The following is a 21,668-nucleotide window of genomic DNA, read 5'->3' as shown; positions in this document are numbered from 1 at the left end:
CGTGTTCCTCCAATCAAGTCCGAGTCGACCTCGGACGTATCCTTACTTTCAGAAAAGGTTCGCCCGCGCTTCTCGGGTTCGGGTGATGCCGGCATCGACGTATCCCAGGTCGCTACCCAAAGTCACCAGCAAGGCTCCACGAGAAATCCATTGACGCGCAGCAGCTTCCGTTCCGGTGAAAACGCCGAATGGAACATTGTGTGACGCGCAGGAGCGCGCCACCGCCGAAACCGCTTCCTCCACCTCGACCGCCCCGGGATTCAGAATGTGCCCCATCGAGACCGCCAGATCACCGACACCGACGAATATCGCCGACAGACCGTCTACGGTGACGATCTCCTCGATGGCATCCACCCCGGCAACGTCCTCGACCATCGCGATGACGGCGACATTGTCGTTCGCCCTGGTCAAGTAGTCGGCTCGGGTGCCGTGTAAACGGCTCGCCCGGCGTGGCCCGAACCCGCGGCTTCCGCGCGGCGCGTACAACGACGACGCGACCACCGCTTCACACTCGGCCCGCGAGCTGACTCCGGGTACCAGAACACCCTCGGCGCCGAGATCCAAAGCCTGTTTGATGTACACGTCGGCTTTGTCCGCGACCCGCACGATAACCGTGGAATCAGTGGGATGCAGTGCGGTGAGCACACTGTGCAATTGCTCGGTCGTCATCGGCGAGTGCTCGGTGTCGACGATCAACGCATCCATCTGTGACTGACCCATCATCTCCGCGATGAACGGATCCGGCACGGTCAGGAAGCTCGCCACTGATACTTCACGGTTCCGCAACCGTGCCAACAGCACATTGTCACGCATCGAAAATCTCCCTTACGCCTTGGCCGGATCAATTCTCACTTCGAGGAGGGTCGGCCCGTTCTCGAAGTCGATGTTCGCCAGCGCCTCGTCGAGTTCGACGAAGTTCGAGGCGGTATAGCCCTGTGCACCGATAGCTTTCGCTATCGGGCCGAAGTCCGGCCATGTCAGAGTCGTGAACTCCGGAGCCATGTCTCGACCCGTCATCTGGACGTATTCGGCACCGTAGGCGAAGTCGTTGAGCAGCAATACCACGAGATTGCGGTTCTGCTGGGCTGCCATGACGAGATCCGACAGACCACCGAGAGCAAATCCACCGTCACCGACAGCAACGAGGACCGGGCGGTCGGGCGCGGCGTACGTCGCGCCGAACGCCACCGACATACCGCATCCGATCGCACCGAAACTCACTGCGTGCGCGTACGACAACGGATCTTCGACGTGCAGATCCTTGAACGCGTGATGGATGAATCGACCGTTGTCCGTCACGACCACGCGATTCTTCGGCACGGCGGCATCAACTCGGGCGAGGACGGCGGCCGTGTCGAAATTTCCGGCGGCAGAAAGGGGCTGATTTCCGGGGCCCCGGCGAGCAGCGATGATCCCGACCGCGGTGTCCACGAAACTCGATGCCGGAATCTCGGCCTCGTCCAAGAGCGCCGTGATCGCCTCGGCTGCCAGAGCCCCGTCACCGAGGAGCGCCACGTCGACCGGATTGGAGAGGTTGAGCCGGCTCGGATCGTTGTCGACGTGCACGATACGTTTCCCACTGAGCAGTGAACCCTCGGCGGCCGTCCAGGGATTGAGTCCGCACCCGAAGGCGACGATGCAGTCGCTCTGCGTGATGACGTCCAGCGCGGCGTCGTCGCTCAGCGTCCCGAAGATCCCGAGATTGTGTGCAAGACCCTGGAATTGGTCTTTGCCACGCAGCGTCGTTGCGAGCGGTGCGCCGATCCGTTCGGCGAAGTCCTTGATCGCAGAGGTAGACCCTGCCAATGCCACGCCACGTCCGGCCAGCACCAGCGGGCGAGACGACGACGCTATGAGACCGACAGCATCTTCGACCAACTCCTGCGACGGCGCCGTCGGTGCATGGGTCACCAACATCGCGCGTACCGGGCTGTAGTCGACGTCTTGCCATTGGATCTCGATCGGAATGTTCAAGATCACCGGGATTCGCTCGACCCAGGCACGCCGCACGGCTGCAGCGACGTCTGCAACGGCAGACTCCGCAGATCGTACGCGCTCGAAAGCGGCCCCAGCGGTCAATGCCACCGAACGCTGGTCGATGTCCTGGATGTGTTCGTGCTGCGCGAGTGGTGAGTCACCGGCGATCAGCAACAGAGGTTGCCGCGCACGCTCGGCCTCGACCAGCGCGGTCAAGGTGTTGGTGAGCCCAGGACCGTGCGTCACGGCCGCCACGGCAAGTTTGCCGGACACCTGCCCGTAGCCGATGGCGGAAAGAACGGCGCCACCCTCACTTGCAGCGCCGACGTATTCGGCATCGTCCATCGCGTTGAAACTGTTGAGAACGAACAGGTTGGCATCACCGAGAACGCCGAACACCGTGCGAATGTCGTTGTCGTAGAGTGCCCTGGCCAGAGCTTCGTACACCTGCATTGAACTCGTCTTTCTCGGTTGGTCGGTTTCTGCGGAGGCGGCAAGCCGGTGCCGACGGATCGATCGAAGAGGTGGAGCGCAGCCCTTGCGAACTGCGCTCCAACCTGTCGGGCTCGAACAGCCGGCGATCGGTACTACCTTCTGCTACTTCTTGAACACGAGCTCCGCGTCGTACCAGCTGTTGCGCAGCACGTGCACGACCGGGGTCGGCGTGGACACCAGCTCGATGCTCGAGAAGCGATCCAGCAGCTCGGTCAGGAAGATTCGCATCGTGGTGCGGACGAGCTGAGCGGCGATGCACGAACGCGGGCCGTAGCCGAATGCCACGTGCTGAAGTGCGTTCGTGCGTCCTACGTCGTACGAGAGCGGATCGGTGAAGGCCGAGTGGTCGAAGTTCGCTGCCGCGAACAGGAGGAAGATTCGCTGTCCTTCCTTGATCTGCCGGCCGCCGAGCTCGGTATCGTGCAGTGCGGTGCGAAGGAAGGACCGTGCCGGGGTGACCCAGCGCAGCGATTCCTCGATCGCCGAGTTCAAAAGCGACCGATCCTCACGCAGACGGGTGTACTGATCGGGGAATTGCGCGAAGGCAAGCAGCGTACCGGTCAGAAGCGCGCGTGTTGTATCGCCGCCGGCTGCGAGAACGGTTGTGCAATAAGCGATGACATTGGACTCGGATACCGGTTCGCCGTCGAGGGTTGCATTGACCATGTCGGACACGAGACCGGGACTGGGCTCGCGGCGGACGCGCTCGATTTCCTCGGCGAAGGTCGCGTTCATGGTCGCGAAGGTGGCCTTGGCCTCGGCGATCTCCTCGAGAGTCTCTACCGAGTTCATCGCCTCGAGAGCATCGCTCCAGCGCTTGACCTCTTCGACGTCACGGCTTTCGATGCCCAGGAGACGGGTCGCGATCATCATCGGCAGGATATCGGCGAAATCGGCGACGAAATCGATCGGCTTACCCGGTTCGATCTTGTCGAAGAGTTCCTTGACGAAACCTTCGATGGGCTCACGCATCGCGGCAATGTTCTTCATCGCAAATGCCGGGCTGATGAGGCCACGGAGCGTCTTGTGGCGTGACGGCGGGTCGGCGAAGGCGAAGTGTTCGGCATCGGCGGGGAAGAGCCCGTCGAACACGGACTCACCGGTCTGCGAGCTCTTCATCATACGAAGGTCGTTGAGGAACATGCCGTGCCCGGACGAGAAGACGTCGTTGCGCTTGCCCGCCTCACGAACGTCGTCCAGTCGCGTCAGCACGAACACGTCGAGATCTTCGTAGTAGTGGATCGGATCGTTTTCCTGCAGATCCTTGTACACCGGGAACGGATCGCCCGCGTAGAAGTTCGGGTCTTCGAACGGGATGGGTTGCTGAATGCTCAGTGTCATGACTTCTCCTGTAGGAACAATGTACGAGTGAGTCCGCAACAACCGGTAGCGGACGGAAGATGCTCAGATCGCGGGACCGGCGAGTTGCCCGCCGTCGACGAAGTACGCGGATCCGGTGACGAACGAGCTGTCGTCCGAGGCGAGGAAGGCTGCAGCACCAGCGATTTCCTCCGGCTTGGCGACACGCGGGATCGGCAGATGCCCGTAGAACGCCTCCTGATCGAAGTCGGCTCCCATCATCGCCGCGTGCATCGGGGTGTCGACACCGCCGGGATGAAGTGAATTCACGCGAATTCCCAAGGGGGCAAGTTCGATTGCCGCTGACTTTGCCAGCGACTTGTTGGCAGCCTTGCTGGCACCGTAGGGCGCCACTCCGGAAGTCCCGATCTCGGATGCAGTCGACGACACCACGATGATCGATCCGCTACCGGATTCCTTCATGCCGGGCGCGGCTGCCTGAATTCCGAAAACCGCCCCCAGGACGTTGATCTCGAAGCTGGTGCGATACTCGCTACCGTCCGTCTCCAACAGTGAACTCGCCATCATGGTGCCTGCATTGCAGACCAACACGTTCGGTGCACCGAAGTGAGCTCGACATTTCTCGACGACGCGAGCCCAACCGTCCCGATCGCGGACATCCAACTGTTCCGAGATGACCGAATCGCCGGCCGGGATCGGCTTGCCATCGAGTACCAAGTCCGCGACAACAACTTTCGCGCCTTCTTCGACGAACCTTTCGACGATCCCCAAGCCGATGCCACTTGCACCGCCAGTGACGATCGCGATCTTTCCGCTCAGTCGTGAACCGGCTGTTGCTGAATCACCCACCAGAGCCCCTTCCACTTGCACGTTCTCTCGATCCGGCCATCGTCTGGAGGCTCGGAATGTTGCCATTTGGTATACCGTATCCCATTGTGGGGTGAATCACAAAGGATTTCTTCGGAGACTGCCGATGACTGCGAAAAGCTCGCTCAGCCTTCGTCCGGGAACAGCAGGTCGCGACCTATCGAATCGATCGTCGGCCGACCGGACAACGCCATCGCCATCTCGAATTCAGCTCGGAGAAGATCGATCACACTGGCGACGCCCTCGGCGCCGCCGGCCGCAAGACCCCACCAGTACGGGCGAGCGATCAAGGCTGCCTTGGCGCCCAGAGCAACAGCTTTGAGGATGTCGGTGCCTCGGCGGATACCACCGTCGATCAACACGTCCACCTGATCACCGACTGCAGCGACGATGTTCGGCAGAACGTCGATCGTCGCCGGTGTTCCGTCCAACTGACGCCCACCGTGGTTGGAAACCACGATGGCATCGGCTCCCTGCGCGACAGCTCGCCGCGCATCGGCCACAGTGAGTATGCCCTTGACTACCATCGGGCCCGGCCAAATGCTTCGCAGCCACTTCAGCTCGTCCCACTGCGCGCCGGGATTGGTCAGTTCGTTGTTCACCCAGTTCATCAGCGCCATACCGTGCGAATCAGGTACCAGGTCCGCAAAATTCTTGAAAGTGATCTCCGGACCCCGAACGAGGTGCGTCACCCATCGCGGGTGTGTTGCACCCTGGAAGATGTTGCTCACATTCAGCTTCGGCGGAATGCTCATCCCGTTGCGAATATCGCGTTCACGACGAGCAAGCAATGGCACGTCCACCGAGACGACCAGCGTCGAATAGTTCCGGGCGATCGCGCGCTTGACCACGTGTTCGATCGCATTACGATCTCGCCACGGGTAGATCTGCAGCCAGAGATCGCCGCCTCGGTTCGCATCCGCTATCTCTTCGACCGTGAACGCCGTGGAAGCGCTGACGACAAAAGGAGTACCGGTCTGCCCCGCCGCACGCGAAACTTCGAGGTCAGCGTTCCGATGCGCCATTCGCTGCAGACCGGTAGGTCCTAACAGCAAGGGGAAGTTGAGCTTTCGACCCAGGACCGTCGTTTCGGTCGACAGCTTTCCGACATCGACCTGCTGATGAGGATGTAGCAGGTACTTGTCGAACGCTCGCAGATTGAGAGCCATCGTAAGCTCGTCGCCTGCCGCCCCGTCCGCATAGTCGAAGACGAACTTGGGAAGCCGACGCTTGGCCACTCGCCGATAGTCGGCGACATTGACGAGTTTCGCCAGGCTTGTCATTTACGATCCTCTCCTTATGTGTCCACGCGCCGAACGCGGTGGACTCTCGAGCTACAGCCACCGGTGGTGACCCTGCCGATACACCGAACGCGCAGGCAGAGCCACCACCGCAGGGTCGATCTCGGCTATGCCTGATCGACCGGAGTCTCGGTCACCAGTCCGGCCTTGTTCATGAACAGGTTGAGACCGCCGTCGGCCTCGATGGACTGGCCGGTGATGAAGGAGGCTTCGTCGGAGCACAGGAACAGGTGTAGGTACGCAACCTCGCGCGGCTCCGCCATCGTTCGCATGACGCTGCTGACCGCACCCTGCCTGCGGCGGCGGGCTTCCTCGAGCTCCTCGGCCGACCAGTGGTAGCTCTCGTCGATGTTGGTCTTCATACGACCCGGGCACACGCAGTTGACGCGAATACCGTCCGGAGCGAGCTCGGCGGCAAAGAACTTCGTGAGACCGACGGCACCGAACTTCGACGCGGTGTAGCCGCCGAGCGTGGAACCACCGAGAATCGTCTGGCCCGCGACGGACGCGCTGGTCGTCATCGCGCCGCCACCGGCACGGCGCAGCGCGGGAGCAGCGAACTTGAAGGTTCGCCAGACGCCGCTCATGTTCACCTGGATGACCTCGTCGAGCTGCTCCTCGGTGAGGTCCTCGAGACGCTTGCGGGACGCAGCGCCACCGATACCGGCGTTGGCAACCACGGTGTCGAGCTTGCCGAACGTCTCTTCCGCCAGTCGAACTGCCGACTCGAGATCGTCGCTCTTGGCGACATCCACGTGATGGAAGACTGCCCTACGCCCACGAGCCTCGACGCCGCGCACGACCTCCGCGCCGCGCTCGTCGTTGAGGTCGGCGACGACGATGTCCGCGCCCTGTTCTGCGAACAGCAGACAGGTCTCGGCACCAAGACCCGACGCTCCGCCCGTAACCAGCGCAACTCTGTCCTTCATACGACTCATAACTGTGTATTCCTTTCAAAATTCGGTGTCGGTCTGTCGACCGATATGTCGACGGACCAAAGGGACACGAAGGTGGGCTTCGCGACGCGAACCCGGCACCTGTCCCAGAACTAGACGTCGAAAAGTAGATGAAGCGGGGTGTAGGGGCGGAACATCGAGCCGACCAACTCCGGCTCGCCCGCCGACGTATCCAGACGAATATCCTTCAACCGCGAGGTCAGCGCCTTGATCGATTCCTGCAAGATGACCCGAGCAAGTCCCGAACCGACACAAGCTCCGATACCGACGCTGAAAGTCAAGTGCTGCCGCGGATTCGGCCGCGTCAGATCCACCTGCGCAGCATTTTCGTAGCGGGCCTCGTCTCGGTTACCTGCCGCGATGAGGGCGCCGATCACCTGCCCCTTGGGCAAGGACGCACCTTCGAATTCCACATCCTCGGCGATCTTGCGGTTTCGATAGTGATTGGTCGGCACCAGTCGCAGCGCCTCCTCGACGAATCGTGAGATCAGCTCGTCGTCGCCGTCGACAAGTTGATCGACCAATCCTTCAGTGGTGAGCAACAGGTGCACGGCATTGCCGATCTGGACACTCGTAGTGCCGCTGCCACCGGTGAAGAAGGTGCGAACCAGACCGTACAACTCGTCCTCGGACCACGATTGGAGCGACTCGTCGTGCAGGACACGACTCATCACCGTGTTGTCCGGCGTCGCCTTGCGCTGTTCCATGAACGGACGCAGAAGATCGTCGATCCGATACGTTCCCGCCAGCGCATCCTCGGCGAACTGCTCCGATTCCTCGGGCTTGAGGTAGATCGAGGCCTTGTACCGTTCGGCGAGATCGAAATTGCGCCGGAGCTCGGCCATCCACGCATCGTCCTGCCACGGCAGTCCGAGCACCGCAGCGATGACTCTGTCCGCTACCGGTTCGGTGAACTGGTGAATCAGGTTGACCTTGCCCTGATCTGCGAACTCGTCGAGCGTCGACGCAACCACGACGCTGACGATTTCCTCGCGGTAGCGCCGAAGTTCCTTCGGGCTGAACAGGCGAAGCCACCACTTGTGATGTTCGAGTCGCTCGTCGCCCTGCAGGAAGGACGGAGTTGCCACCGTACGAACGTATTTCGGATCGGTGACGATCTCCTCCGGCAGGAACCGTGGGAAGGTTTCCTCGTCCGTGAGAACCTTGCTCGCAGCTCCGTACGAGGCCGCGATCCAGAATCCGGTACGGTCCTCGAACTCGACCGTATCGCGAGCACGCGCTTCTTCGTAGTACCCGAACGGGCACTTTCCGTCGACATCAATGAAATCCACGGGCTTGTTCGCAGTCATCTCCCCTGCTCTCTCACGCTTTCGGTTCGTAAACTCTGACTTCGCACATCACGCAGTAGCCGGCTCGCGAGTACGGAACTCGCTTTGAAGCTCGAGCAGTCTGCGTTCCGCGTCTTCTGCAGAAAGGTCCTTCACCGAGTCGTATCCGCGAATGAACTCGGGCACCGAGGCGATCTGGACTGCCACGTCGTAATTCACATCGTTGATCTCGCCGATCAACGTGCCGATCATGGCCTCGTACTCGCCGATCCGAGCACGTTCCGCCTTGCGGTGTTCGGTGGCACCGAACAGATCCAGGCGGGTTCCGCGTACTCGCTTCATCGAAGCCAACGCCCGGAACGACGGGCCGGCCAGCCAGAACGGGATCTCCCACTTGCGTGCCCGACCGCTGATCGAGTCGCGGGTGTTGAACAGCTGCGGGGCCAGGTTTGCCTTGATCCGGAAATTGCCTTCGAACTCGTCCTTCAATCGACGTCTGAACTCCGGCTCGGAGTACAGACGTCCGACCTCGTACTCGTCCTTGTACGCCATCAACTTGTACAGGTACTTTGCAACCGCGCGGGTGAGCGCCTCGTCGCTGTCGATGTCCGCCGATCGAACCCGATTCACGAATGCCACGTACCGCTCTGCGTACTTGCGGTTCTGGTATCCGGTCAGTCGCTCGATCCGATCTGCGATCAGCGAATCGAGGTCGGCGTCAGCGGTCGGGTCGGTGACCGGGTCACCGGTCTCCGGGCTCTCGCCCGAGTTCGCGAGCAATCCGTCGAGCGCCGAGATGTCGACCGCCAGTAGCCGCCCGATGTGCAGGGCTTGAAGGTTCTTCTTGACGCTCACTCCGTTCAGCTCGATCGCTTCTTCGAGGGAAGCGACCTTGACCGGCAACTGTCCGCGCTGCGCGGCGTGTCCGAGAAGGATGATGTTGGAGTAGATCTCGTCACCGAACAACGCCACAGCCAACCCGTTCGCATCGACGAAGTCGACATGGTCGTCCGTTGCCTCACGGAGCACGGAAGCCATGTGGCCACCTGCGAGATCGAGGTTCGGGTTCTCCGCGAACGCTACCGTCGCCTTCACTTCCTCGTTGACGATCGCCTTCGTCCGTGCGGAGTCGTACAAGCCGAGCAACGCCGCCGACGAAGCCAGGACGATGTCGCCGCCGATGACCAGATCCGCGGACTTCGGCCCGATCCGAGGCGACAGTTCCGCATCCATCTGCGCAGTGATGCGGACGTGGCTCTGCACGCCGCCGTTCTTCTGCGCCATTCCCGTTTCGTTGAGGACCGATGCGAACTGTCCCTCGATATGTGCGGCCCGTCCGAGGAGAGCGCCGATCGTCAACACACCACCGCCACCGATACCTCCGATGACCACGTTGTACACCTCTTCGGCGCCCGAGAAGGACAGCGGCTCGGGTGCGGCCGGGAGGGAGTCGAGCGATTTGCCGTCGACGGTGCGGACACGCGGCTTCGCGCCGTAGACGGTCACGAAGCTCGGGCAGTAGCCGTCGACGCAACTGAAGTCCTTGTTGCAGCTGGACTGATCGATCTTGCGCTTACGCCCGAGCGACGTCTCGTACGGCTCCACCGAGATGCAGTTCGAGACGGCGTTGCAGTCGCCACAACCCTCACACACCGCCGGGTTGATGTACGTGCGCTTGTCCGGGTCCTCCGCTGTGCCACGCTTACGATGCCGACGAAGCTCGGCCGCACATTCCTGGTCGTAGATCAGGACACTGACGCCGGATTCCGTCGACAGTTCCGTCTCGGTCTGGATGAACTTCTTGCGGTGTCGGATCTGGACTCCGCGCGGGAGCTTGCCCGACAGACGAACCCGCTTCGGGTTCTCGGTGACCACCACGACCTTCTTGGCGCCCTCTGCCAGCACCTGACGTGCCACGTCGGCTGCGCTCAGTCCACCCGGAATCGCCTGGCCGCCGGTCATCGAGATGAAGCCGTTGAGAAGGATCTTGAAGGTGATGTTCACGTCGGCGGCAATCGCGGCCCGAATCGCGAGCGATGCCGAATGCGAGTACGTTCCGTCGCCCACGTTCTGAAATGCATGCTGCTCGCTACTGAATCGCGACATGCCGATCCACATCGCGCCCTCGCCGCCCATCTGCGGGAGCATCTCGGTCTCACGACCGTCCATGTCGGCGAACGTCGCCATCGCGTGACAGCCGGTTCCACCGAAGTTGAAGCTGCCCTCGGGAACTCGGGTAGACGTGTTGTGCGGGCATCCCGAGCAGAATCCTGCGGCCCGAACCAGCCCACCCTGAACCGGTGTCAGACTGAGGAGCTGACGCACACCGGGGGCTGCCGGTGCGGGTTCCTCGACACCGAGCCTCTTCAACCGACGACGGAGCACGTCCGCGACGATGCCCGAATCCAATCCACTGATCTCCGGAACCAGACGGGCTCCGTGCTCGTCCGTCTTACCCACGATCAGCGGCCGTGACTCGCGCGGAAGGCGATTCACGAGACGGTTCAACTGGTCTTCGATGACGGGGTGCTTCGCCTCCACGACGACGACCTCGTCCAGACCCGACATGAACTCGAGAGCGCCCTTCTCGGCGATCGGCCAGATCAGACCGAGCTTGTAGACGGTCACGCCCAATTCGCGCGCTCGCTCCTCGGTGACCCCGAGCTGTGCCAACGCATCGAGTACGTCGAGATAAGCCTTGCCGCCCACCACGATGCCGATTTTGCGATTGGGACCGTCGTTCAGGCCGACCCAGTCGAGCTTGTTCGCTTCGGCGAATTTCTGCACCGCCGGAAGGCGCCAACGCTTGATGTCGTATTCGATGGCAAGCGGACCCTTGCCCAGCTGAGCAGGCGGGGCACCGTCACCTCCGGGAGGAACGATCGTCGGCAACGCGCCGAGATCGACGGACGCTGCGGCGTCGGCAAGATCGTTGAGGCAGATCATTCCGACCCACATCTTCGAGTACCGCGAGAGCGCCCAACCCAACAGACCGAAAGTGATGAATTCCTGCAAGGTGGACGGGCTCAGCACGGGAATACCCATGTGCACGAAGAGCGGTTCGCTCTGCTGAGCGGTGACCGTACTGCGAGCCTCGTGGTCGTCGCCGGCCAGCGCAATCGCTCCGCCGAACTGCGAGGTACCGAAATAGCTGGCGGTGCGTAGAGCATCGGCGGCACGCTCGACGCCTGGGCCCTTCGCGTACCACATTCCGAAGACGCCATCGTAGTCCGAGTGATTTCCACCGAGATTGAGGTTCTGTGTACCCCAGATGGAGGTTGCTGCAAGCTCTTCGTTGATACCGGGTTCGAACTCGACACCGACCTCGGACAGCCGGGTCTTCTCACGGCGTAGCAGTGAATCGAGACCACTGAGCGGCGATCCCGGATAGCCCGAGACGTAGCCTTTCGTATTCAGTCCCGCCTCGGTGTCGAGCTTGCGCTGAATCGCAGGAAGTCGCAGAAGAACATCTGATCCGGTGAGATATGCGGCGCCCTCGGTCGCGTCGAGGGCATTCAGAGTCTCGGTCTGTTGCCGCCCCTTCGGTAATGCCATGTCAGCCAACCACTCTCTTACTCGACGATTCCCTCGATGACTGCAGGATCGTCACGAAATTTCGGACGGGAGTTTCGTTAGGAGACAAGGGACCTCACCAAGTCTCCGAGATCTGTGAAAGGATGTTCCTCAGGCGGCAAGGGAGGGTTGATCCGGAACATGCGGTTGTGGCAGATCGCAGCCGACAACCCTGTGTCCGGATCGGCCCAGCCGATCGATCCACCCGAGCCGTTGCTCGCCAACACGTTGGGGTTGGTGCCGATGATCGGTTCGGCAGGCGGTGTGGTGCCACCGAGCCAGTACCCGCCGACACCGACCCACGGTGTCTGCCCCAAAACCTCGTCGTGCTCGTCGGAATTCGGTCGAGGTTCGGTGAACGAGCGGACCCGAGCCTGGCTGAGCAACCGGGTACCGTTCGACTCGCCCTCGTTGGCCAGCAATCCGAAGAACTTGGCTACCGAATCCGCGTTGGCGATTCCGCCTGCGCCGGGAACGACCGCATCGTAGAACACCGGATCGTTCCAGATCGGACCGGGCGTAATGGATTCCGGCATTGCCAACGAACGGTACTGCGAAGGCTGGGGGCGAAGGCCACCGGCGGTGTAGAGCTGCGCAACGCGCTCGTGGTTACGTCCGCCCATCCCGAGGTAGTACTCCTCGATGCCGAGCGAATCGAATATCTCCTGCTGAATGTAGTCCGAGAACGAACGATCTGCGGTGTCGGTCCGACGAACCACCTCGCCGAGCAACCAGCCGTAGCTGATCGACGCATAGGCACTCTTGCCGCGCGGAAACAGCGGCTCGAGGTCCGCGAGCCCTCGCACACACCAGTCCCAGTCGGCCAACTTCTCCGGCGAGGTTCCCGCCGGCATCTGTGGAACGCCTGCCTGGTGCACGAGTACGTCCTGGACCGTGATCGAGTCCTTTCCGTGTGCCCCGAACTCGGGCCAATACGTGGCAACGGGCTCGGAATATTCGAGCAGTCCGCGTTCGGCTTGGATGTGTACGGCGGTGGCCGCCAGACCCTTCGTCACGGAAAAGATCGGAAACAGGGTGTCCTCGGTGACCGGGGTCCCGGCGTCGTTCATGGAGCCGATTGCCCCGGACAAGACGCGCTCTCCGTTGACGTACGCAGCGATTTGCACACCGTGTTCGCCAAGTTCGACTGCTCTTTCGAGCGCTAGCTGCAGTTTGCGTTCCACACTCACTCTGAACTCCTAAATGCACACATCACACGCCGACTACTCAGTGGGATCTCGATACGAGGCGATCGACGCCGGAGTCTGCGCTGGGACTCTCCTGAGACACCCTCAGCATATTGACATACCGTATACGGGATACCGTTTCATGTCCAGATAGTTTCGCTACTGAAACAACTTCGTCCACCGCTGGAACGGCAACCGAATCCTCGACCGGCGCTCTTCACCTCGACTCGGACCTGAGCCCCAGTTCGATTGAGCGCGAACGCTTAACTTCAGGATTCACACCTGAAGCCGTCGCGGCCCCTCGTTACCGGAAGCGACTCTGCAATCGACGTCGACGGACGTTGTCGGTGGTTGCTGCCGCACCCGACCCCGTCATGACGTCATCGTCAATCCACCACTGACACTAATCGTCTGACCCGTAATATAACTCGCCGCATCCGACGCCAAAAACACAATCGGACCCGCCTGCTCCACCGCCGTACCCATCCGCTTCAACGGAACAGCCCGCACCATCTTGTCAATCACATGCTGATCCGACTGCGCCCGCAACAACGGCGTATCCGTCGGACCCGGAGAAATCGCATTCACCCGCACCCCATCACGAGCCACCTCACGAGCCAACGACTTCACAAAACCAATCACCCCCGCCTTCGCCGCCGCATACACCGTCTCCCCCATCGTCCCGACCTTCCCCGCATCAGAACTCGTCAACACAATCGAACCCGACTTCTGCGCACTGAACACCCGCAACGCCGACCGCGACAAATAAATCGAACCCATCAAATTGATACGCACGATCTTCTGCCAATACTCATCATCCTCATCAGCAAAAAACGTCGTATCCGACCACCCCACCGTCGACGCCACAACATCAACCCCACCATGCACACCCACCACCGACTCGATCAACGCATCCGTCTGATCAGGATCAGTGATATCGCAAACATGCTCCGAAACAACAACACCCGAAGACCGCAACAACTCCACCGTCTCCGCAGCCCCCACCCGATTCACATCAGCAACCGCCACCGACGCACCATTGGCAGCAAACAACTCCGCCGTCGCACGACCAATACCCGAACCCCCACCCACAACAACCGCAACCTTGCCATCACAACGCACAACAACCACACCCTCTCCACACAACCAACACCGACAACACAACAAAAAAACCAAAAACTACCCGCTACCCACTACCGCCGAAACCGAGCAAAATCCGCCGGCCGCTTCTCCAAAAACGCCCGCGTACCCTCATGAAACTCATCCGTCCCATGAATAAAATTGATCATCTGCTGACCATGCTGCACCGCAGGCCACAACTGATCACTCTCGAAATTCAACGAAATCTTCGCCACCCGCAACGCCTGCGGACTCAACGACAACAACCGCTCACACCACGCATCCACCGCAGCATCCAACTCCCCCACCGGCACCGACTTGTTGATCAACCCCAACCGCACCGCCTCCGGAGCCGGAATCTGCTCACACAACATCACAATCTCCCGCGCCCGCCGCTCCCCCACAATCCGCGGCAACAACTGCGTACCCCACCACACCGGCACACTACCCATCTTCGGACCCGACTGACCGAACTTCGAATCATCCGACGCAATCGTCAAGTCACACAACATCTGCAACTCATTACCCCCACCCACCGCATACCCACGCACCCGCGCGATAATCGGCTTCCCACACCCCCGCATAATCAACGACAAATTACTCGTCCGCCGATTCATCCGCGCCGCCCCCGCCGGATCAGAAGCATCCTCCCACGCAATATCCCCACCCGAACAAAACGCCTTCTCCCCCGCCCCCGTCAACACAATCACCCCAACAGAACGATCAGCCTCCGCAGCAGAAAACGCCACAATCAAATCATCCAACGTCTCCTCACGAAACGCGTTGTACTTCTCCGGCCGATCAATCGTAATCCGAGCAACACCCGAATCAACCGAATACACAACATCCCTCAAACCAGAAACCACCACAAACCCCTCTCCCTCAACAACACTCAACAAAAAACAGGAACCACACGAGAACCAAACGCCTCAAAATTACTCTCGTGCCGGGTAGTAATTCGAACGAAGACTCAAAGTGCCGCACTGATCGTTGCGTAATGGTCAGTAACGCAACAGCTCTGACACCAACTGCGCGGTTCGGCCGACTCTGTCTTCACTGGGCTGAGCGAAGATCTGCGAACCCGAACGCAACCGTCGACCTCATGCCGAGGTCTACGAATGTGGTTTGCGACGATGCCACTAAGGGTCTACGGCGAGCACCTCTCGTGTGATGAAATTTTCCGTTCGTGTCACGATGTGCCAATGATGGCATAATATGACGTGGACCACAATGGTCAGATGTCGATTTTTTCCCGAACTGGGACGGTCCCCGTCCTGACATCGGGATTTCCGCCCGGCGGTCGAACTCGACGCGGCCGCCATCCGACCGGAGAGGTACCTCGAATCGCAACACTCGGGACAAAATATTCGCGTAACACCTACAAGTACAGTGAGGCACTGTGGCAACCACAGACGATAATGCGAAGGCTCCCACTCTCCGTGAGCGAAAGCGGTCCGTAGTCAGGGACGACCTGGCGCTTTCCGCGCTGGCGTTGTTGGACGAGAAGGGCTGGAGCAACGTAACTGTCGGCGACATAGCCAAGGCCTCAGGTATGTCGGTTCGCACGTTCTATCGCCATTTTCCGTCCAAATCAGACGCGCTGTGGCCAATTCTCCACGATCACATGAAACATCAACACCAGGCTTTCATCGACTCCGACGAACGTGACCTGGTGGAAAGAACAGCCGATGCAGTAGTGATCTCGTTTTCATCCGCCAGTGGCGGAATCGAAGGTGCGCACCGGATATATCGCCTGCTGTTGAGTACCGAGGAACTGACACCGGTATGGCTTCGCGCTTCGGTCGAGGCCGAAACCGGGTACATGGCAGCGATCGAAACAGCATTCCCCGAGTTCACGGACACCCATGAAACGCGGCTCGTCGCGGCCATCATCGTCACATGCGTCCGGGTTGCGTTACACGACTGGATCTTCGATGATCCGGATACTTTGAGAGCACATTCGATTCGCGCACTCGACCGCGCAGCGCTCAGACCTCGGCCCAGCGCAGGCAAGACCACCGACACTCGATGACGTGCACAGCCGGTCGACGGATGCGCCGCGGCAAACTGCTCCTCTGCCACCGACACACCCGACAACCGACCGGCTCGCACTTCTAGCGTGATTTCCTCGCCGTCAGAGCAAGACCGCCTGCGACGACGGCGGTACCGAGAATGAAGAACAGCATGAAGCGAACGGACGACTCGGTAAATGCTCCACTGACTGCTGCCGGGAAGAAGACTGCGGCAAGGCTCAGCGGCAGGATCGAGTAGAGCGACTGGCTCAAGGTCGTCCCGGTGAGGTACAGACTCGAGGCAGACGATCGTCTCGTAGGCGCGACCGCATCGAAGATGAAGTTGAAGTTCACAGCGAAGAAGACACCGATGACCAGCCCGATCACCAGGTGTACCGCGCCGAACGCGACAACGTTGTGGATTGTCAGAGCAGCGGCTCCCGCACTCACTGCAAGGACGGCCGCGCCTCCGAGAACGACGGTGACGTAGCTCGAGCGTCGAAGAGCTTGGACTGCAACGATTCCGCCCAGCAAGAATCCCAGGAAGTAGAACGTCTGAAGGTAGGCGTAGCTACTCGCATCCAGACCGAGGCCGTATCCCAGCGGTGAATCCTTGGGAGTCTGCGCGACGAACGACGATGCGATCAGGAACAGAGTTCCCGTTCCTGCCACGAGGCCACCGGCAGCCATACCGGTAGACATCCGACGATCACGGAGAATGGACAGGTCGATCAACGGGCTCTGCGACCGGAGAGAATGGCGGATCCATCCCAACACCGCGATAACTCCGAACACGAACAGCGCCAACGTGCTCAACGACGTCCAGCCCCATGACGGTCCGAAGCTCATACCTGCAAGAACTGCGGCGACACCGCCGCCCAGAAGCACGGCGCCCGTGAAGTCGACGGACCCGGTATCCAGAATCTTCGATTCCGGGATCGTGACCATGAGGATCACCGCAAGCACGGCAGTCACAGCCGCCATGCCCCAGAACACGACTCGGAACCCGTAGTTGTCGATGACGGGTCCGGTGATGAAGGGGATCAACGCACCGGGCAGACCCGACCCGGTGGCAACCAACCCCACGCCGAGAGGCGCAATTCGCTCCGGCAAGGTTTCACGAACAATCGCAGGCGCCAGAGCCGTGCACGCGATGGTCGCACCCTGCAGGAACCGTCCGAGCAGCATCACGCTGTAGACCGGAGCAATCGCAACCAGTACCGATCCGATAACGCCAGAAACCATCAGTACCAGAATCATTCGGCGTTTACCGTGCAACTCCGCCATACGCGCCACCAGCGGGGTCAGGACAGCCGCCGCCAGCAGTTCGATGGTGACGAACCAAGCGCCTTGATCGGTGTTGAACTCCTGGGCGACAAAGGGTAGCCCCTGTGGCCCGAGCATGACCGTGGCTATCGCGCCGACCAGACTACCGATGAGCGCGCAGACGATGACGATTCGGCGAAAGTTCCATCCGTCATCCGAACTGGACGCAGTCGGCGTCGACTTCGACACCGATGCCGGGGTATTAGGCAAAGTGCTCATACGTTCCGCCTGAAATGTGTAGGGGTCGGTCGGCAACCAGGGCGGCGCCGACCACAAACCGCATGTTGATGAGGTGGGCTGTCCATCTACCAATGCCAGACGGACAGCGAAGTTGGATTCGGACCCGTTCGCGGGCCGATGGTGAGTCGATGATGCCGCCGGATCGACAATCTCGAATCTTCACGTGCGGATCGAACGACAATCGACCGGAAGACCCACACCGCCGTCGTCCGTTAATTCAATTGCCGGACAGTATCTTCCGGTTGGAATATTTGCAATGCCCGGTCAGGTAAACCGACCCGACGCGCATTACGCCAGCTGCATTCCTCCTCAGACCGACTCCCACATCACGCGTCGGCGATCCCGCCCTGGACAAACACTCCCGTCGCGATCCGTCACTCTCGACTCGATGTCCAACTACCGTATACCGTATCCGTACGTGTCGGGAATCACAAGCCCTGCAGTGAGAGGTTCTCGATCGAGACGAATCCGCACCGCCGGCGCCTGTCGCCTGCTCTTCGAAAGCAGAAGAAAAACGAACCCGAGCGCACTGGACTACGGAGTCTGGGCCACGAAGTTGCCTACACCAGATCACCTCCAGCCGATCCCACAATGCATTGCAGAGGATCGGCGCATCGGACGCGTTCGGCAAGGGCCGCTTCCGTTCGGTTCACAGCCCTAATCGATTGCTGCAGTGCGCAATTGTCGATCAATTGCCGGAAACTTCCAACATGCACAACCAGCACGCGTCGGCGCAGCCGTACCCGATCCGGCGTTCGGCTTCAGAAACGAGTTCAGGGTGTCTTCGCGCTCTCGCGAAGACACCCTGAACTCGACATCAGCCCCGACGGGCTATCGCTGAATGGCCTTTACTTCCAGAAACTCCTCCAGCCCGAAAGTTCCGGCTTCTCGTCCGACACCGGACTGCTTGTAGCCACCGAACGGAGCGTTGGTGTTGAAAGCCCCACCGTTCACCTCCACCTGTCCGGCTCGAAGTTCCCTCGCTACCCGATCCGCACGATCAGGATCACCGGACCACACGCCACCAGCCAAGCCGTACTCTGTGCCGTTGGCGATTCGAATCGCGTCGGCTTCGTCGGTATAGCCGATGATCGACAGCACCGGGCCGAAGATCTCCTCGCGCGCAATCGTCATATCTTCCGTTACGTGAGAGAACACCGTCGGACCCACAAAATATCCACTGGCCAAACCAGTTTCACGTCCGTCGACGACGGCTGTCGCACCCTCTTCAACTCCCTTCGCGATGTATCCGCGAACGCGGGCGAGCTGATTCGCATTGACCAGTGGACCGAGAACAGATGTGGGTTGAGTGGGATCTCCAACCTGAAAGTGCCCGGCCACCACTGCGGCAATGGCGGCCGCCTCGTCCATCTTCTCGGCGGGAACCAACATGCGAGTCAGAGCAGAGCAGGTCTGCCCCGAGTTGATGAAACACTTTGCGACACCATCCGTGACCGCCTTTTCCAGATCGGCATCGTCGAGAATCACGTTGGCTGACTTTCCACCCAGTTCCAAAGACACTCGTTTGACGGTATCCGCGGCGACGATCGCAACGCGCTTTCCTGCACGAGTTGACCCGGTGAAGGAAACCATGTCGACTTCCGGGTGGCCGGCAATCGCCTCGCCGACGACCGGGCCGTACCCGCTGACGAGATTGAACACTCCTGCAGGTAAACCGATTTCATCAAAGATGTCGGCAAGTGCGTAAGTTGTGAGTGGCGCGACCTCGGTCGGTTTGAGAACGACCGTACACCCGGCAGCCAAGGCGCCGCCCACCTTCAACACAACCTGGTGGAGCGGGAAATTCCACGGCGTGATGGCACCGACGACACCGGCTGGTTCACGAACGATCAACGAGTTGCCTACCTCGTGTGCATCGAACTCGTACGTACGCGCGAGTTCGGCAAAGGCATTGAGATTGGCGAGCGGCATCCCGATCTGTACCGGCTTCGCAAAGCCGACGGGCATACCCATGTCCTGGGATACCAGAGCGGTAAGCTCGTCGATGCGCGCGGCCACGAGAGCTGCCGCCTTCGACAGGTACTCGGCCCGCTCCGCGCCGCTCAGTCCCGACCACGCCGGAAAGGCTGCGCGGGCTGCACGAGCTGCTGCGTCGACGTCTTCGACGGTACCTTCGGCGACCGTTGCTATCAGCTCTTCGGTGGCAGGATTCAGAACCTCGATTCGACCGCTCCCGGTCGAATCCGTCCAAGCACCGCCGATATAGATCTTGGTGCGGTCGAGAATGTCAGTCATCGAAGCCTCCGTAGTCAGCACACGTGCACAGGTAGGGTCGACGCGCGAGGCGCGCGGGCACCTGGCTTCAAGACTAGCCATGCACGCGAGATCCGTTGCTGCATTCGCGGTTGCTGCAGTACAGCCCGTTTCAATCTGCAGGTCGGCTGGTACATGGTTGTGAAATGCCGAAAGCCCCCCAACTGTGTTGGGGGGCTTTCGGTTAACGGGTGTTCGGCGGTGTCCTACTCTCCCACACCCTGTCGAGTGCAGTACCATCGGCGCTGAAGGGCTTAGCTTCCGGGTTCGGAATGGGACCGGGCGTTTCCCCTTCGCTATGGCCGCCGTAACTCTATGAAACTGTCACAGTGGACGATAACCGCGATCAGCGGACACCATGTTCGGATCCACCCCTGTGGCCGGCTCGGTGAGCTGGGGTGGGGGGTGGGTGCGAACATCATGTTCGGTGATCGGGTATCTGTGTTGTTTCAGATACCGCACAGTGGACGCGTAGCTTCTTTGTGGTAAGTCCTCGGCCTATTAGTACCAGTCACCTGCATGCGTTACCGCACTTCCAGTTCTGGCCTATCAACCCGGTGGTCTGCCGGGGGCCTTACCCCCTCGAGGGGGTGAGAAACCTCATCTTGGAACAGGCTTCCCGCTTAGATGCTTTCAGCGGTTATCCCTTCCGAACGTAGCTAACCAGCGGTGCTCCTGGTGGAACAACTGGCACACCAGAGGTTCGTCCGTCCCGGTCCTCTCGTACTAGGGACAGCCTTCCTCAAGTTTCTTACGCGCGCGGCGGATAGAGACCGAACTGTCTCACGACGTTCTAAACCCAGCTCGCGTGCCGCTTTAATGGGCGAACAGCCCAACCCTTGGGACCTACTCCAGCCCCAGGATGCGACGAGCCGACATCGAGGTGCCAAACCATCCCGTCGATATGGACTCTTGGGGAAGATCAGCCTGTTATCCCCGGGGTACCTTTTATCCGTTGAGCGACACCGCTTCCACTTGCCGGTGCCGGATCACTAGTCCCGACTTTCGTCCCTGCTCGACCTGTCAGTCTCACAGTCAAGCTCCCTTGTGCACTTGCACTCGACACCTGATTGCCAACCAGGCTGAGGGAACCTTTGGGCGCCTCCGTTACATTTTGGGAGGCAACCGCCCCAGTTAAACTACCCACCAGGCACTGTCCCTGAACCAGATCATGGTCCGAGGTTAGAGGTCCAATTCGATCAGAGTGGTATTTCAACAACGACTCCACGGTAACTGGCGTCACCGTTTCACAGTCTCCCACCTATCCTACACAAACCGAACCGAACACCAATACCAAGCTGTAGTGAAGGTCCCGGGGTCTTTTCGTCCTGCCGCGCGTAACGAGCATCTTTACTCGTAATGCAATTTCGCCGAGTCTATGGTTGAGACAGCTGAGAAGTCGTTACGCCATTCGTGCAGGTCGGAACTTACCCGACAAGGAATTTCGCTACCTTAGGATGGTTATAGTTACCACCGCCGTTTACTGGGGCTTAAATTCTCAGCTTCGCTCCGAAAAGCTAACCGGTCCTCTTAACCTTCCAGCACCGGGCAGGCGTCAGTCCGTATACATCGTCTTACGACTTCGCACGGACCTGTGTTTTTAGTAAACAGTCGCTTCTCACTGGTCTCTGCGGCCCCACCCAGCTCAGGAAGTAAATTCCGTCACCAGACGAGGCCCCCCTTCTCCCGAAGTTACGGGGGCATTTTGCCGAGTTCCTTAACCATAGTTATC

The 21,668-nt window shown here is 60.3% G+C and carries 14 protein-coding genes and 2 rRNA genes (1 of these 16 running past the window's edge); 1 reads left to right on the top strand and 15 read right to left on the bottom strand.

What is annotated here, in order from left to right:
* Positions 1-48: 48 nt before the first annotated feature.
* The 11 genes from ABH922_RS25000 to ABH922_RS24950 all read right to left on the bottom strand — a co-directional run bounded on the left by ABH922_RS25000 (position 49) and on the right by ABH922_RS24950 (position 14,980).
* A complete protein-coding gene (locus ABH922_RS25000; RefSeq protein ID WP_424809489.1) occupies positions 49-813 on the bottom strand; it encodes an HpcH/HpaI aldolase family protein in 765 nt (254 codons plus the stop codon).
* 12 nt (positions 814-825) lie between these two features.
* The gene (locus tag ABH922_RS24995) at positions 826-2,430 is read right to left on the bottom strand and encodes a thiamine pyrophosphate-binding protein (RefSeq protein ID WP_424809488.1); all 1,605 of its coding nucleotides are present in this window, start codon (positions 2,428-2,430) and stop codon (positions 826-828) included.
* Positions 2,431-2,574: 144 nt separating this feature from the next.
* Positions 2,575-3,813 carry a cytochrome P450 gene (locus ABH922_RS24990; protein WP_424809487.1) on the bottom strand — a complete coding sequence of 413 codons (1,239 nt, stop codon included), beginning with the start codon at positions 3,811-3,813 and terminating at the stop codon, positions 2,575-2,577.
* Positions 3,814-3,876: 63 nt separating this feature from the next.
* Positions 3,877-4,641: an SDR family NAD(P)-dependent oxidoreductase gene (locus ABH922_RS24985; RefSeq protein ID WP_424809486.1), complete on the bottom strand. Its 765-nt coding sequence runs from the start codon at positions 4,639-4,641 to the stop codon at positions 3,877-3,879.
* A 143-nt stretch (positions 4,642-4,784) separates the two neighbouring features.
* Entirely contained in the window at positions 4,785-5,942 is a 1,158-nt protein-coding gene (locus tag ABH922_RS24980) for an alpha-hydroxy acid oxidase (protein ID WP_424809485.1), read from the bottom strand.
* A gap of 125 nt (positions 5,943-6,067) precedes the next feature.
* The gene (locus tag ABH922_RS24975; RefSeq protein WP_424809484.1) at positions 6,068-6,898 is read right to left on the bottom strand and encodes an SDR family NAD(P)-dependent oxidoreductase; all 831 of its coding nucleotides are present in this window, start codon (positions 6,896-6,898) and stop codon (positions 6,068-6,070) included.
* Between the two features lie 110 nt (positions 6,899-7,008).
* On the bottom strand, positions 7,009-8,226 hold the full coding sequence (locus ABH922_RS24970) for a cytochrome P450 (RefSeq protein ID WP_424809483.1): 1,218 nt from the start codon (positions 8,224-8,226) through the stop codon (positions 7,009-7,011).
* A 48-nt stretch (positions 8,227-8,274) separates the two neighbouring features.
* Positions 8,275-11,760, bottom strand: a complete 3,486-nt coding sequence (locus tag ABH922_RS24965) for an indolepyruvate ferredoxin oxidoreductase family protein (protein WP_424809482.1) — start codon at positions 11,758-11,760, stop codon at positions 8,275-8,277.
* A 77-nt stretch (positions 11,761-11,837) separates the two neighbouring features.
* A complete protein-coding gene (locus ABH922_RS24960) occupies positions 11,838-12,968 on the bottom strand; it encodes a serine hydrolase domain-containing protein (RefSeq protein ID WP_424809481.1) in 1,131 nt (376 codons plus the stop codon).
* Between the two features lie 369 nt (positions 12,969-13,337).
* Entirely contained in the window at positions 13,338-14,096 is a 759-nt protein-coding gene (locus ABH922_RS24955; RefSeq protein ID WP_424809480.1) for an SDR family NAD(P)-dependent oxidoreductase, read from the bottom strand.
* A 62-nt stretch (positions 14,097-14,158) separates the two neighbouring features.
* The gene (locus ABH922_RS24950; protein ID WP_424809479.1) at positions 14,159-14,980 is read right to left on the bottom strand and encodes an enoyl-CoA hydratase-related protein; all 822 of its coding nucleotides are present in this window, start codon (positions 14,978-14,980) and stop codon (positions 14,159-14,161) included.
* A gap of 503 nt (positions 14,981-15,483) precedes the next feature.
* On the opposite strand from ABH922_RS24950, the gene ABH922_RS24945 reads away from it, so the two are divergent.
* A complete protein-coding gene (locus ABH922_RS24945) occupies positions 15,484-16,116 on the top strand; it encodes a TetR/AcrR family transcriptional regulator (protein WP_424809478.1) in 633 nt (210 codons plus the stop codon).
* An 82-nt stretch (positions 16,117-16,198) separates the two neighbouring features.
* Here ABH922_RS24945 and ABH922_RS24940 read toward each other — a convergent pair whose 3' ends face one another.
* From ABH922_RS24940 to ABH922_RS24925, 4 genes are all read right to left on the bottom strand, one after another.
* Positions 16,199-17,641, bottom strand: coding sequence for an MFS transporter (locus tag ABH922_RS24940; RefSeq protein ID WP_424809477.1), 1,443 nt, complete (start codon positions 17,639-17,641; stop codon positions 16,199-16,201).
* Between the two features lie 852 nt (positions 17,642-18,493).
* Positions 18,494-19,918: an aldehyde dehydrogenase family protein gene (locus ABH922_RS24935; RefSeq protein ID WP_424809476.1), complete on the bottom strand. Its 1,425-nt coding sequence runs from the start codon at positions 19,916-19,918 to the stop codon at positions 18,494-18,496.
* A 211-nt stretch (positions 19,919-20,129) separates the two neighbouring features.
* Positions 20,130-20,246: ribosomal RNA gene (gene rrf, locus ABH922_RS24930) — 5S ribosomal RNA — on the bottom strand.
* Between the two features lie 171 nt (positions 20,247-20,417).
* Positions 20,418-21,668 (bottom strand): 23S ribosomal RNA (locus ABH922_RS24925) (it continues 1,883 nt past the right edge of the window).

Origin of the sequence: Rhodococcus sp. 27YEA15 (assembly GCF_049739425.1) — a bacterium.
Lineage (GTDB): Bacteria > Actinomycetota > Actinomycetes > Mycobacteriales > Mycobacteriaceae > Rhodococcus_F.
The sequence above is the reverse complement of the archived record's forward strand: the minus strand, read 5'-3'. Positions and strand labels throughout refer to the sequence as shown.

Coding starts and splice junctions, on each gene's coding strand:
- ABH922_RS25000 (WP_424809489.1), bottom strand. CDS start 813: ATGCGTGACAATGTGCTGTTGGCACGGTTGCGGAACCGTGAAGTATCA.
- ABH922_RS24995 (WP_424809488.1), bottom strand. CDS start 2,430: ATGCAGGTGTACGAAGCTCTGGCCAGGGCACTCTACGACAACGACATT.
- ABH922_RS24990 (WP_424809487.1), bottom strand. CDS start 3,813: ATGACACTGAGCATTCAGCAACCCATCCCGTTCGAAGACCCGAACTTC.
- ABH922_RS24980 (WP_424809485.1), bottom strand. CDS start 5,942: ATGACAAGCCTGGCGAAACTCGTCAATGTCGCCGACTATCGGCGAGTG.
- ABH922_RS24975 (WP_424809484.1), bottom strand. CDS start 6,898: ATGAGTCGTATGAAGGACAGAGTTGCGCTGGTTACGGGCGGAGCGTCG.
- ABH922_RS24970 (WP_424809483.1), bottom strand. CDS start 8,226: ATGACTGCGAACAAGCCCGTGGATTTCATTGATGTCGACGGAAAGTGC.
- ABH922_RS24965 (WP_424809482.1), bottom strand. CDS start 11,760: ATGGCATTACCGAAGGGGCGGCAACAGACCGAGACTCTGAATGCCCTC.
- ABH922_RS24940 (WP_424809477.1), bottom strand. CDS start 17,641: ATGAGCACTTTGCCTAATACCCCGGCATCGGTGTCGAAGTCGACGCCG.
- ABH922_RS24935 (WP_424809476.1), bottom strand. CDS start 19,918: ATGACTGACATTCTCGACCGCACCAAGATCTATATCGGCGGTGCTTGG.